Origin of the sequence: Aeromonas bestiarum, assembly GCF_000819745.1 — a bacterium.
Lineage (GTDB): Bacteria > Pseudomonadota > Gammaproteobacteria > Enterobacterales > Aeromonadaceae > Aeromonas > Aeromonas bestiarum.
In genome coordinates, this window is the sequence record NZ_CDDA01000007.1 from 33325 (window position 1) to 46375 (window position 13051).

Sequence of the window (13051 nt, forward strand, 5' to 3'; positions counted from 1 at the left end):
GTTAGAAGTTACTGACCTGATAGCCGGAGCTGACCATGTCCTGGCTCTGCATGATGAGGCCGTAGCTCAGCTTGTCGTACACCTTGAACAACATGACCCTGGCCACAGCCTCCGAGGGCAAGGGGGGCTTGCCGGCCGAGTAGAAGGCCTTGTTGTAGACGGAAGAGTACTCCTTGTACGATACCTTGCCGTTCTTGCTCACCAGCTTGGCACCGGGGCGCCGGATCTCCAGCACATCGCCGGGGGCAAGCTGATCCCGCAGCCCCCTGTTGATGAGCACGACATCAAACTTGCCACCGCCACGGGCCTTGCTCGGCAGATCGACTATGTAGCCCGGTGAGATCACGGGCGCCGCCTTCGGGGTGAACACGGCGGAGAGCGTTTCCTGCGGCGGGAAAGGCATCACCTTGTCCCCCTGATACACCTCTCGCTGATTGTGACTGAGGGTGACCCGGGTGCGATCATCCGGCAGCCGTTCCTCGGCTCTGGCCGTGCCGACAAAGACCGCCTCCTGCCCCAGCAGCTCGCCGGTTTGCTTGTCCTTGTAAACCATGCCCGGATGATAGATGCCGTAGTCCTGACCAGGCGTCAGCGAGCCCTGCACATAGAGGGTGTCGCCCTCCAGCATACCGATGTGGGCCTCGTTGTTGCCGAGCACATAGGGCAGCTTTTTCGCTTGCTGGTTGTCAGCCAGAATGTGGTCGGTTTGCAGGAAGGGGCCTATCTCGCTGAGCGGCAGCGTCGGGACCGGATTGGCCTTGTTCTCGTAGCGGCTCTTGGGCGAGAGATGGACGACCGGCTTGCCCCCCTGTGTCGCCTTGCCGAGCCGAGGCTCGCCGTTGACCCAGCTCAGATGCAGCACGTCACCGGGGTAGATCCAGTGCGGATTGGCAATCTGGGGATTGATGTTCCACAGGCGGGGCCAGAGCCAGGGCTCTGCCAGATACTGGCCCGAAATATCCCAGAGGGTGTCGCCTTTTTGCACGACATAACGCTCGGGATAACCCGCTTTCAATTTCAACTGATCGGCCAAGGCACCCTGGCTCAGAGTGGCCAGCAGGCAGGCGAGGATGGTTTGCTTCAGATACATAACACTCCCTGTTACTTCTGCACGCAAAGTGTTGCTGTTTTTTGTCGGCGTAAATGACTAGAATTACGCCAATATTGACTGCATTTATACGAAACTAAAGAAAAAACTATGGCCATTCTAGATGTATTGCGTTTTCCCGATGAACGTCTGCGCACTGTCGCAGCCCCTGTCGAGACCTTTACACCCGAGTTACAACACATTGTAGATGATATGTTCGAAACCATGTACGCGGAGGAAGGCATAGGCCTTGCCGCCACTCAGGTCGACATTCATCAGCGCATCATAGTGATCGATGTCTCTGAAAACCGTGAAGATCCTCTGGTATTGATCAACCCCGAGATCCTCGAGCAATCCGGCAGCACCGGCATCGAAGAGGGTTGCCTCTCAGTGCCCGAGCACCGCGCTCTGGTGCCACGCGCCGAGTGGGTCAAGGTGCGCGCGCTGGATCGCAACGGCAAGCCATTCGAGCTGGAAACAGACGATCTGCTCGCCATCTGCATACAGCATGAGATGGATCATCTGGTCGGCAAGCTGTTTGTGGACTACTTGTCCCCACTCAAGCGCCAGCGCATTCGCCAGAAGCTGGAAAAGATGGCCCGTGAAGATCGCAAAATCCTCTGAGGATCTGCCCCATTGAACAAGCTGAAACTGATTTTTGCCGGTACTCCCGACTTCGCCGCCCGTCACCTGGCGGCGTTGTTGTCTTCCGACCACGAGGTCGTCGCCGTTTACACCCAGCCAGACAAACCGGCCGGTCGTGGCCAGAAGCTCACTGCCAGCCCGGTCAAGGACCTGGCCCTCGCCCACGATCTGCCAGTCTACCAGCCCGCCTCCCTGCGCAAAGAAGAGGCGCAGGCCGAACTGGCTGCCCTTGGCGCCGATCTCATGGTGGTAGTGGCCTACGGCCTGATCCTACCCAAGGCGGTGCTCGATACCCCGCGCCTCGGCTGCATCAACGTGCACGGCTCCCTGCTGCCCCGCTGGCGCGGTGCCGCACCTATCCAACGCTCCATCTGGGCGGGCGATAGCGAAACCGGCGTCACTATCATGCAGATGGATGTGGGGCTGGATACCGGCGCCATGATCCGCAAGGTGAGCTGCCCTATCGCCGCCGATGAGACCTCCGCCAGCCTGTATGACAAGCTGGCCGAGCTGGGCCCGCAGGCACTGGTCGAGACCCTCGATGCCATGGCTGCCGGTGAAACCGCTGCCGAGGCGCAAGATGATGCGCTGGCCAACTACGCCGAGAAGCTCTCCAAGGAAGAGGCCCGCATCGACTGGGCCATGGAGGCCGTCGCCATCGAACGCTGCATCCGCTCGTTCAACCCCTGGCCCATCAGCTGGTTTGAAGTGGCTGACCAGACCATCAAGGTATGGCAAGCCACCGTCATCGACAGCGACCATGGCCAGAACGCCGGCACCCTGCTCAAGGCCGACAAGCAGGGGATCGACATCGCCACCGGCAAGGGCGTGCTGCGCCTGCTCACTCTGCAACCGCCCGGCAAGAAAGCCATGTCCGTCTCGGATCTGCTCAACTCTCGCCGCGACTGGTTTGAACCCGGCACGCAATTGAATTGAACCAAGCGGGGCCCAGGCCCCGACTTGCGCATCTAAGGTAACATTATGAAAACACGTGCACAGGCCGCTCTCGTTATTCAACAGGTGCTGGATCAGGGCCAATCCCTCTCCGCTGTTCTGCCTGCTGCCCAGGAGAAGGTTGCGCCCCGCGATCGCGCCCTCCTGCAAGAACTCTGCTACGGCACCCTGCGCTGGCTGCCCCGCCTCGATGCGGCGGTCAACGAGATGATGGACAAGCCGCTCAAGAACAAGAGCCGCATCTTCCACTATCTGATCCTGGTCGGTCTCTATCAGCTCATCTACACCCGCATTCCGGCCCACGCCGCCGTGGCCGAGACAGTGAACGCCGTCAAACTGCTCAAGGGCACCTCATTGCGCGGCCTCATCAATGGTGTGCTGCGCAACTTCCAGCGCAGCGCCGAAGTCATCTTGCTGCGCATCGACCGCGTTCCCAGCATTCGCCTCGGCCACCCGGAGTGGCTCACCAAGCGCCTGCGCCAGGCCTATCCCGAAGATTGGGAGTTCATCATGGAGGCCAACAACCAGCGCCCGCCCATGTGGATCCGCAACAACAGCCAGCGCCAGAGCCGCGAGCAGATGCTGGCCCGCATGGCCGAAGCGGGCATCAATGCGGTGGCCGGTGAGGAAGGGGAAGATTGCATCCTGCTGGAACGCCCTTGCGACGTGACCAAGCTGCCCGGCTTCGAGGCTGGCGACTGCTCGGTACAAGACGGTGCCGCCCAGCAGGCCGCACGCCTGCTCGATCCCCAGCCGGGTGACTGGGTGCTGGATGCCTGCGCCGCCCCCGGTGGCAAGACGGCTCACCTGCTTGAGCGTCAGCCCAAGCTGGCCGGGGTGGTCGCCGTCGATGCAGACGAACACCGCCTCAAGCGAGTGCAGGAGAACCTGGATCGCATCGGCCTCAAGGCCGAGGTGATCCACGGTGATGCCAGCACCCCGGAACTCTGGTGGCCAAAGGGTCAGTTCGATCGCATCCTACTGGATGCCCCCTGCTCCGCCACCGGCGTCATCCGCCGCCACCCTGACATCAAGTGGCTGCGCCGGGATCAGGACATCCGTGAGCTGGCCGAGCTGCAGCGCCGTATTCTGATCGCTCTCTGGTCGAAACTGAAAAGCGGCGGTACTCTGCTCTACGCCACCTGCTCAGTGCTGCCGGAAGAGAACCGCGAACAGATCCGCGCCTTCCTGGCTGCCACCCCGGATGCCACTCTGGTGCCCCTGCACGAACAGGACACGCCGGCGTGCCCGGGCCGCCAGTTCCTGCCGGGCGAAGCCGAGATGGATGGCTTCTACTATGCCAAGCTGATCAAGCGGTAAGCAGGGCAATGGCCATGAAGATGACGGGTGCCGCTTGACGGCACCCATTACTGCGCAACATCGAGCAAGCTTTCCCTATGAGAATCATCATGTTGACGACTGACCCCGACCAGATTGCCATCCGTTGCAACGCATCCTCGTTCCCTGAGGGGTCCCTATGAAGATCATCATTCTGGGCGCTGGCCAGGTCGGTGGCACCCTGGCCGAAAACCTGGCCGGCGAGAACAACGACATCACCATAGTCGATACCGACAGCGACCGGCTGCGGGAGCTGCAGGACAAGTTCGACCTGCGTGTGGTGAACGGCCACGGCGCCCACCCCAAGGTGCTGCGCGAAGCGGGCGCCCAGGATGCGGACATGCTGGTGGCGGTCACCAACAGTGACGAGACCAACATGATCGCCTGCCAGGTGGCCTACTCCCTGTTCAATACCCCGAACAAGGTGGCGCGCATTCGCTCCCCTGCCTATCTGGTGGAGCGGGATCGCCTGTTCCTGCCGGAATCCGTACCTGTGGATCACCTGATCGCCCCCGAGCAGCTGGTGACCGACTATGTGCGTCGCCTTATCGAGTATCCGGGCGCCCTGCAGGTGGTGGACTTTGCCGGTGGCAAGGTGGGTCTGGTGGCGGTCAAGGCCTACTACGGTGGCCCCCTGGTGGGCAATGCGCTCTCCACCCTGCGGGATCACATGCCCAACATAGAGACCCGGGTCGCCGCCATCTTCCGTCAGGGGCGCTCCATCCGCCCGCAAGGCACCACCATCATAGAGGCGGATGACGAGGTGTTCTTCGTCGCCGCCGCCGGTCATATCCGGGCCGTGATGTCGGAGCTGCAGCGGCTCGAGAGCCCCTATCGTCGCATCATGATCGTCGGCGGCGGCAACATAGGCGCCGGCCTCGCCCGCCAGCTGGAGAAGCGCTACAGCGTCAAGCTTATCGAGCGCAACCAGAAGCGGGCGGAGCAGCTCTCCGAGGTGCTGGAGAACACCATCGTCTTCTGCGGCGACGCGGCGGATCAGGAACTGTTGGCCGAGGAGCACATAGACCAGATCGACGTCTTCATCGCGGTGACCAACGAGGACGAGGCCAACATAATGTCGGCCCTGCTCGCCAAGAAGATGGGCGCCAAGAAAACAATGGTGCTGATCCAGCGCAGCGCCTACGTGGATCTGGTGCAGGGCGGCTCCATCGACATCGCCATCTCGCCCCAGCAGGCCACCATCTCGGCCCTGCTGACCCACGTGCGCCGGGCCGACATCGCCAACGTCTACAGCCTGCGCCGTGGTGCGGCCGAGGCCATCGAGGCCATAGCCCACGGTGACGAGAACACCTCCAAGGTGGTCGGCAAGACGGTCGGCGAGCTCAAGCTGCCGCCCGGCACCACAATCGGTGCCATAGTGCGCGGTGATGAGGTGCTGATTGCCCACGATCGCACCCGGATCCAGCAGGATGACCACGTGGTGATGTTCCTGGTGGACAAGAAGTACATCCCGGAAGTGGAACGGTTGTTCCAGCCAAGTCCCTTCTTCCTGTAATCTGCCCATGCATCCAGGCAGCGCAAACCAGACCCGGTACAACCTCCCAAGGGGATTGTCCGGGTCTTTTGTCAATCAACGACCAGGTTATCTTGCATGATCAAGCTGCGTCCCATCATCTTCACGCTCGGGCTGGTGCTCTCCAAGCTGGCCCTGTTCATGTGGCTGCCCACCCTGCTGGCCCTGCTCACCGGCTCCGAGGGGTTCGTCGAGTTCTTGAAATCCGTGCTGATCACCCACGGCGCGGCCCTGCTCTGTCTCCATTACGGCCGCAAGGCGGTGTTCCACCTCGGCGTGCGGGAGATGTTTCTGCTCACCACCTCGGTCTGGGTGGTGGCCTGCATCTTCGGCGCCCTGCCCTTCTTCTTCATCAACCACATCGACTTCACCGATGCCTACTTCGAGACCATGTCCGGGGTCACCACCACGGGCTCCACAGTGCTGTCTGGGCTCGACGGCATGGCCCACAGCATCTTGCTGTGGCGCTCCATACTGCAGTGGCTGGGGGGGGTGGGTTTCATAGTGATGGCGGTGGCCGTGCTGCCCTACCTCAACGTGGGCGGTATGAAGCTGTTCCAGACCGAGAGCTCGGATTGGTCGGACAAGAGCGCGCCACGCGCCAAGACGGTGGCCAACAACATAGTGGTGGTCTATCTGGTGCTCTCCATGCTCTGCTTCCTCGCCTACTGGGTGAGCGGCATGACGCTGTTCGAGGCGGTCAACCACTCGATGACCACCCTCAGCACCGGCGGCTACTCCACCTCGGATCAGTCCATGTCCCACTTCTCCAACTCGGCGCACTGGATCGGCACCCTCTTCATGTTCCTCGGCGGCCTGCCCTTCCTGCTCTATGTGCAAGCCCTCTCCCGCCGTGACAACAGCCTGCTCAAGGATGCACAGGTCCAGGGCTTCTTCTGGCTGGTGATCTGGGTCACCGTCGTCGTCACCTTCTATCTGTGGATAAGGGACATCTACGGCTTCATGGATGCCCTGCGCATCAGCAGCTTCAACATAGTCTCAGTGCTCACCACCACAGGCTTCGGCCTCGGCGATTTCGGCACCTGGGGGCCGCTCACCAGCATCATCTTCATCATCTTGCTGGCACTGGGTGCCTGTTCCGGCTCCACCGCCGGCGGGCTCAAGATCTTCCGGGTACAGGTGGCATTCGCCCTGTTCAAGAAACAGATGCGCCAGCTGATGCACCCCTCCGCCGTCTTCCCGCAGAAGTACAACGGTCGTCCGGTCAACGATGCCATTATCCGCTCCATGATCTCGTTCGTGCTGGCCTACTTCGCCGTCATACTGCTGATCGCCGCCCTGCTCGCCGCCATCGGGCTGGATCCCCTGACTGCCATCTCGGGCTCCATCACCGCCGTGGCCAACGTGGGTCCCGGCATGGGCCCCGTCATAGGACCCAGCACCAACTTCGCCACCCTGCCGGACTCGGCCAAGTGGATACTGTCGTTCGGCATGCTGCTGGGGCGGCTCGAGATCCTGACAGTGGCCGTGCTCTTTTTTCCCTCCTTCTGGAAGCAGTGATCAAGTTGCACTCCGCAGTCCGCCGACAAACGAAAACAAGAAAGGCAGCCAATGGCTGCCCTTCTTCCTCTCATGCGGTGCATGACCATCCACCTCACTCGGCGGACTCTTCCCGCTCCAGCGCGCGGTTGACCAGCGGCTCGGGCAGCGTCTTGGTCACCTCGACTCCCAGCTCGCGGAAGCGCTCTGCCTGGGCGATCAGGTTGCCACGGCCGTTGACCAGCCGCCCCATCGCCTTGTCGTAGCTTTCCTGCGCCTTGTGCAGGCTGCCCCCCATCTGCTGCATCTCCTCCACGAACAGCCGCAGCTTCTCGTAGAGGCGACCGGCCCGCTCGGCGATCTGGCGGGCATTCTGGTTCTGCCGCTCGTAGCGCCACAGGTTCTCTATGGTGCGCAGCGCCACCATCAGGTTGGTGGGGCTCACCAGCAGTATGTTGTTGTCGAGGCCGTAGCGCACCAGGGAGGGATCGGCCTCCACCGCTGTGAGGAAGGCGGGCTCCACCGCCACGAACATCAGTACATAGTCCAGGGTGCGCACCCCGGGCAGCTGCTGGTAATCCTTGCGGCCCAGCTCGCGGATGTGGTTGCGCACCGAGGCGACGTGTTCCTTGAGCGCCACCGCCTTGCCCAGCTCGTCGTCCGAGTTGTACCAGCGCTCGTAGGCGGTCAGCGACACCTTGGCGTCTATGATGATGTCTTTTTCCTGGGGCAGGTGGACTATGACGTCGGGCTGATAGCGCTTGCCCCTGTCCACCTCGATATTGACCTGGGTGTGATACTCGTGGCCCTCGCGTAGGCCGCATTCGCTCAAGATGCGGGCCAGCACCACCTCGCCCCAGTTGCCCTGCTGCTTGCTGTCCCCCTTGAGGGCGCGGGTCAGGGCCGCCGCCTCTTCGGTCATGCGGGCATTGAGCTCGGCCAGACGCTCCAGCTCGAACTTGAGGCTGTGGCGCTGGGCCGTCTCCTGGGCGTGGGTCTCTCCCACCTGACGACGAAAACCCTCGAGCTGCTCTTTGAGCGGAGTCAGCAGCAGATCCAGGCTGTTCTGGTTCAGTTCGCGGAAGTTGCCGGAGTTTTGCTCGAAGATACGGTTGGCGAGGTTTTCAAACTGCTGGCTGAGACGCTGCTCCGCCTCCTGCTGCAGTTGCAGCTTCTCGGCGGCGGCCAGCCGCTCGCTGCGCAGGGTGGCTTCGGCATCCTTGAGGCGGGCAGTGAGCTTGATCAGCAGGGTCTGCTGCTGATCCAGCTTCTGCTGGCCCTGCATCCGCTCGTCCTGCAACTCGTCGAAGCGATCCTGCAGCGCCTGATGGCGCTCTTGTGCCAGCATCAGCTCCTGAGCCTGCGCCGTGGCGGCCCGACGCCCGATCAGCCAGCCAAGCCCGAGAGCCAGCACGGCGGCAGGCAACAAGATCCCCCAGAGCCCGGGCTCGATCATTTGCGGCTCCGCTGACGCAGGAAGAGCTCGAGGTAGCGGTTGAGCAACAGCCAGATCACCACATAGAGGAGGTAGGCGGCCAGCACCACCCACTTGTGACTGTTAACCCCGGTATCGAGCTCGGCGAACTCGATATCCTTGATGCGGCAGTAGCCCCACATCAGCAGGGGGAAGATATACAACAGAGACGCACGCCACAGAAATAACCACATGAGTTCATTCAATCCCGCAAAAAGACTCGCCTAGCTTACACAAGGGCAACCCGGCTTGCGATCCTGGCCGGCGCTATTCTCTGGCTTGCCAGCCGAAACTTGGATAAAATTAACCCCTAATAGGTATCAGGGGTGAGCATGACTCATTTTTTCTGTCGATGGCTGACGCACGCATTGGGGGGCTCCCGCAAACCGGACGTGGTTTGTCACGAGGCACGCCCGCCCTGGGCCATCGAAGAGTCCCAGTACCTCTCCCTCTGCACCCGCTGCGGTGAATGCTTCAAGGCCTGTCCCAACGGCCTGCTCAAACCGGCAAGCCAGCCCGAATATGAGGGGACCGTCATCGCCGGCACCCCAGTGCTGGATCTCGCCTGCGGCCAGTGCAGCTACTGCGGCAGCTGCGCCAGAGCCTGTCCGACCGGCGCCCTCAACCTCCAGTGGGGACGCCAGGTGCAGACCCGGGTGCAGATAGAGGCGAGCTGTCAGGCCAGACAGGGCTTCTACTGCCTGCTGTGTGAAGATGCCTGCCCCCAGCAGGCGATCAAGGCCACCGCCGATGGCGTCAGCGTCAACATGGCGGCCTGCGATGGCTGCGGTGCCTGCGGTCTCGCCTGCTTCCATGGCGCCATCACCCTGATCCCCCAGCTCTGACCCCAACCGCCACCCTTGGCTCACACGCCAGAAAGCACAAAGGGGCCCGGGGGCCCCTTTGTCAGTTCGGCGCGGCGTTTATGCCATGGCCAGGATGGAATCCTGTTCGATGCCGAGCAGGTGGCAGAGCCGGGTCGGATCGCGCACCGCATCGGCCAGGGTGTATTCCCCCAGCACCTCGAGGAAGGCGTTCATGGCGCGGCGCAGTATGCCCTGGATGCGGCAGCCACCGGAGAGGCGGCAGTTCTCGCGCTTGCAATCCACCGGGCAGAGCACGTGTTCCATGTCCATCACCACATCGCGCAGGTTGATGGAGACGGCGGAGCGGCCGAGGCGGATGCCGCCATGCTTGCCACGTACCGTCTCTATGTACCCCTTGATGCCGAGCTGGTGCACTATCTTGACCACGTGGTTGCGGGAGATGGCAAAGGTATCGGCCACCTCAGTGATGGTCGACAGGCGATCTCCCGGCTGAACCGCCAAAAAAGTCAGGGTACGCAGGGCATAGTCGGTAAATCGTGTCAGTTGCATGGTCGCACTTGCCTCTTACTACAAGCCAGAAATCAGGACGACAACCTAAAGCTAAGAGGCGGGGCCGCGCTTGCGCTTGCACGGAGTACGCATCTTAATCTGAGTCGTGGAGTGACAAGGTTAAGAGCAGCTCAGGCGGGTGTCGATGAAGATGCACATAAATCGACACTTTCTTTGATTGATCGCAAACTTGCAGGCTTAGTCCAAGGTTTGGGGTGTTTTTGGCGGCTAAATTCGCCTGTCTTCCCCAAACACCCGGGTGGATTCACCTGCACCATACGAAACCGTTTTTCAGGATTCAGTGAGGCTGCCTGAGCCAGTTTTTCAAGGCGCTGGAGGGAATCGAACTCTCGGAGGCGACCGCGAAGGCGCCCCAATCCACCGCGCACTGCAGGGCATCCTGGATCGCCATGCCGCGTGCCAGCCCGTGAATGAGGCCGCCGGCGAAGGCATCCCCCGCCCCAGTGGTATCCACCACGGACACGGGCCGCGCCGCCACCCGGATCTGCTCCTCGCCGTGAATGGCCACGGCCCCTGCCTTGCCTTCGGTCAATACCAGCCACTCCAGCTGCTCACCCGCCAGCTGGCGGGCATGCTGCCAGGGGTCGCTCACCTCGCCGAGATCGGAGCGGGAGGCCACCAGCACGTGGCAAGGGCGGCGCGCCTGCCCCCCCTTGGGATACTGGGCCACCACGAAGCTCTTGCCGAGCATCTGGCGCATGTAGCCGATGATGGCGGTGCCGGGATAGTTCACATAGAGGCAGTCCACCCCCTCCAGCGGCAAGTCGCCGGGCAGATCGGGGCGCCTCGGTCGCCTGAGGATGGTGCGCTCGCCGGTGGAGTCCACCAGGATCAACAGCTCGCCTGTCTCGCCGCCGAACCGCTCCACGTGGGAGCAGTCCAGCCCATAGCTCGCCGCCTGCTCCAGCAGCCAGTCGCCCGCCTCATCCAGCCCGATGCGGGAGGCTATGGTCACCTCGTGGCCGGCCCACACCAGCCCTATGCCTGTGTTGGCGGCGCCGCCCCCCAGCCGGCGGCCCTGATCCACGTATTGCAGGCGGGCTCCGGCCACCAGGGGTTCGGAGAGGGAGAGCACATGATCACAGTTGAGATTGGCGAGCAGCAGAATACGGGACATGGAGAGACCTCACTGACAAGGGATCCCAGTATATGAGAAAGGGCCCTGACGGCCCTCCCTGAAATCGCGGGGTTTGTGAGCCCGCTCGACGTTTGCCGGCCAGCTTCACGCTGCTGCGTCAGCCCAGCACGGACTCGGCGCTGACGTACTCGTAGCCGAGCGCCTGGGCCACCGCCGCCTGGGTGATCTTGCCCTTGAACACGTTGAGACCGGCCCGCAGGTGCTTGTCATCCCTGAGCGCCTGGGCATAGCCCTTGTCGGCCAGCGCCAGCACGAACGGCAGGGTGGCATTGGTCAGGGCGAAGGTGGAGGTACGCGCCACGCCACCCGGCATGTTGGCCACGCAGTAGTGGATGATGCCGTCCACAACATAGGTGGGCTCCTCGTGGGTGGTCGGGTGGGAGGTCTCGAAACAGCCTCCCTGATCGATGGCCACGTCCACCAGCACAGATCCCTTGCGCATCAGCTTGAGCATGTCGCGGGTCAGCAGCCTGGGCGCCGCCGCCCCCGGGATCAGCACGGCGCCGATCACCAGATCCGCCTGGGCGATGCAGGCCTCGATATTGGTGCGAGTGGAGTAAAGCGTCTTGAGGGCCGGGCCATAGAGGCTGTCCAGCTCCCGCAGCCGCGGCAGGGAACGATCCAAAATGGTGACATCGGCTCCCAGTCCCAGCGCCATGCGCGCCGAGTTGACGCCAACCACACCGCCCCCCAACACCACCACCTTGGCGGGCGCCACCGCGGGTACGCCACCGAGCAGGGTGCCATTGCCCCCCTGCGCCTTCTCCAGGCTGTGGGCGCCGGCCTGGATCGCCATCCGCCCCGCCACCTCTGACATGGGAGCCAGCAGCGGCAGGCCGCCGCGCTCGTCGGTCACCGTCTCGTAGGCGATGGCCACAGCCCCCGAGTGCACCAGCAGCTGGGTCTGCACCGGATCCGGCGCCAGGTGCAGATAGGTGAACAACAGCTGATCCGGCCTGAGCAGTTCGCACTCCTCCGGCTGGGGCTCCTTCACCTTCACTATCATCTCGGCCCGGGCGAAGATCTCCGCCGCGCTGGCCACCAGCTCGGCCCCGGCCGCCTGGTACTCGGCATCGGACAGTCCGATCGCCTCGCCTCCCTGCTGTTGCACCAGGACCTTGTGTCCCCGGGCCGCCAGCTCCTGCACTCCGGCGGGAGTCATGCCGACCCGGTATTCATGGTTTTTGATTTCCTTGGGTACGCCAATAATCATGCTCGCTCTCCTGCTGTGATCCCGCCGGTCGCTCCTTCGCCACCGGGCAGTATGCCCAAAAATTGCAACAGCCACTGCATCATGGTGGCCGAGTCCACTTCCCCCTCCAGCGAGGAGAGGCTGCGCTGATAGCGGTCGTCGGACAGAAAGTCCCGCCGCCGCTCGATCAGCGCCCGGTTGTACTCCACCGAGAACTCCGGATGTCCCTGAATGGCGACTATGTGATCCCCCTGCAAGAACATGAAGTTGGGACAAAAATCGTTGCCCGCCAGCCGGATCGCGCCCGGCGGCAGCTGCTCGACCTGATCCTGGTGACTGGCCAGGATCCGGATGGTGTCCAGCCCGGGCTGCATCCAGGCTCCGGTCGCCAGCATGGGATGAACTGAGACGCCGAGCCCCCAGCCCTTGGTGGACTTCACTACCTCGCCCCCCAGCGCCTGGGCGATCACCTGATGACCGAAGCAGACTCCGGCCAGCTTGACGTCCGCATCGTGGGCCTGGCGGATCCAGCCGCGCAGCGCCTGGATCCAGGGCAGATCGCTGTAGGCATCGTGGCGCGAACCCGTGATGAGCCAGGCATCGCACCCGTGCAGGTCGTCCGGCAGCTCGTCATCGAGCGCCGACCAGACCCGAAACTCCAGCTCGGGGGCCAGGGCCCGAAAGCCCTTGATAAACATCTCGGAGTAAACGGGGCCGAAATCACCCGCCAAATCGGGGTCCAGCCGGTCACAATCGAGAATTCCCAGTCGCATCTGTAACTCCTTTACAGAG

General features: G+C 62.8%; 13 protein-coding genes. 6 read left to right on the plus strand and 7 right to left on the minus strand.

Annotated elements, in window-relative coordinates:
* Position 1 precedes the first annotated feature (1 nt).
* Positions 2 to 1090, minus strand: coding sequence for a LysM peptidoglycan-binding domain-containing protein (locus tag BN1118_RS03395; protein WP_043554584.1), 1089 nt, complete (start codon positions 1088 to 1090; stop codon positions 2 to 4).
* Positions 1091 to 1198: 108 nt separating this feature from the next.
* On the opposite strand from BN1118_RS03395, the gene def reads away from it, so the two are divergent.
* The 5 genes from def (at position 1199) to BN1118_RS03420 (ending at position 7079) form a co-directional block, all read left to right on the plus strand.
* Positions 1199 to 1711, plus strand: a complete 513-nt coding sequence (gene def / locus BN1118_RS03400; RefSeq protein ID WP_042866891.1) for a peptide deformylase — start codon at positions 1199 to 1201, stop codon at positions 1709 to 1711.
* A 12-nt stretch (positions 1712 to 1723) separates the two neighbouring features.
* Positions 1724 to 2668 carry a methionyl-tRNA formyltransferase gene (fmt, locus tag BN1118_RS03405; protein WP_043554585.1) on the plus strand — a complete coding sequence of 315 codons (945 nt, stop codon included), beginning with the start codon at positions 1724 to 1726 and terminating at the stop codon, positions 2666 to 2668.
* A gap of 45 nt (positions 2669 to 2713) precedes the next feature.
* Positions 2714 to 4006: a 16S rRNA (cytosine(967)-C(5))-methyltransferase RsmB gene (gene rsmB, locus BN1118_RS03410; RefSeq protein WP_043554586.1), complete on the plus strand. Its 1293-nt coding sequence runs from the start codon at positions 2714 to 2716 to the stop codon at positions 4004 to 4006.
* 157 nt (positions 4007 to 4163) lie between these two features.
* Positions 4164 to 5540 carry a Trk system potassium transporter TrkA gene (gene trkA, locus BN1118_RS03415; protein WP_043136504.1) on the plus strand — a complete coding sequence of 459 codons (1377 nt, stop codon included), beginning with the start codon at positions 4164 to 4166 and terminating at the stop codon, positions 5538 to 5540.
* A 96-nt stretch (positions 5541 to 5636) separates the two neighbouring features.
* Positions 5637 to 7079 (plus strand): TrkH family potassium uptake protein, encoded by a 1443-nt coding sequence (locus tag BN1118_RS03420; RefSeq protein ID WP_043554587.1) that lies wholly within the window; start codon positions 5637 to 5639, stop codon positions 7077 to 7079.
* A gap of 94 nt (positions 7080 to 7173) precedes the next feature.
* Here BN1118_RS03420 and rmuC read toward each other — a convergent pair whose 3' ends face one another.
* Together rmuC and BN1118_RS03430 are read right to left on the minus strand one after the other, a co-directional pair.
* Positions 7174 to 8514, minus strand: coding sequence for a DNA recombination protein RmuC (gene rmuC / locus BN1118_RS03425; RefSeq protein WP_052449151.1), 1341 nt, complete (start codon positions 8512 to 8514; stop codon positions 7174 to 7176).
* Complete coding sequence (locus tag BN1118_RS03430; protein ID WP_043136509.1) at positions 8511 to 8726, minus strand: hypothetical protein; 216 nt, start codon at positions 8724 to 8726, stop codon at positions 8511 to 8513. Before BN1118_RS03430 ends, rmuC begins: the two co-directional genes overlap by 4 nt.
* 138 nt (positions 8727 to 8864) lie before the next feature.
* Here BN1118_RS03430 and BN1118_RS03435 point away from each other — a divergent pair, with 138 nt between their 5' ends.
* The gene (locus BN1118_RS03435) at positions 8865 to 9377 is read left to right on the plus strand and encodes a ferredoxin-type protein NapF (protein ID WP_043554588.1); all 513 of its coding nucleotides are present in this window, start codon (positions 8865 to 8867) and stop codon (positions 9375 to 9377) included.
* Between the two features lie 78 nt (positions 9378 to 9455).
* On the opposite strand, the gene BN1118_RS03440 is transcribed toward BN1118_RS03435, so the two are convergent.
* The 4 genes from BN1118_RS03440 to BN1118_RS03455 form a co-directional block, all read right to left on the minus strand.
* On the minus strand, positions 9456 to 9908 hold the full coding sequence (locus tag BN1118_RS03440; RefSeq protein ID WP_011704258.1) for an Rrf2 family transcriptional regulator: 453 nt from the start codon (positions 9906 to 9908) through the stop codon (positions 9456 to 9458).
* A gap of 298 nt (positions 9909 to 10206) precedes the next feature.
* Positions 10207 to 11046 (minus strand): PfkB family carbohydrate kinase, encoded by an 840-nt coding sequence (locus BN1118_RS03445; RefSeq protein ID WP_043136515.1) that lies wholly within the window; start codon positions 11044 to 11046, stop codon positions 10207 to 10209.
* A 118-nt stretch (positions 11047 to 11164) separates the two neighbouring features.
* A complete protein-coding gene (gene ald, locus BN1118_RS03450; RefSeq protein WP_042866877.1) occupies positions 11165 to 12280 on the minus strand; it encodes an alanine dehydrogenase in 1116 nt (371 codons plus the stop codon).
* Complete coding sequence (locus tag BN1118_RS03455; RefSeq protein WP_043554589.1) at positions 12277 to 13032, minus strand: glutamine amidotransferase-related protein; 756 nt, start codon at positions 13030 to 13032, stop codon at positions 12277 to 12279. Before BN1118_RS03455 ends, ald begins: the two co-directional genes overlap by 4 nt.
* Between the last annotated feature and the right edge of the window lie 19 nt (positions 13033 to 13051).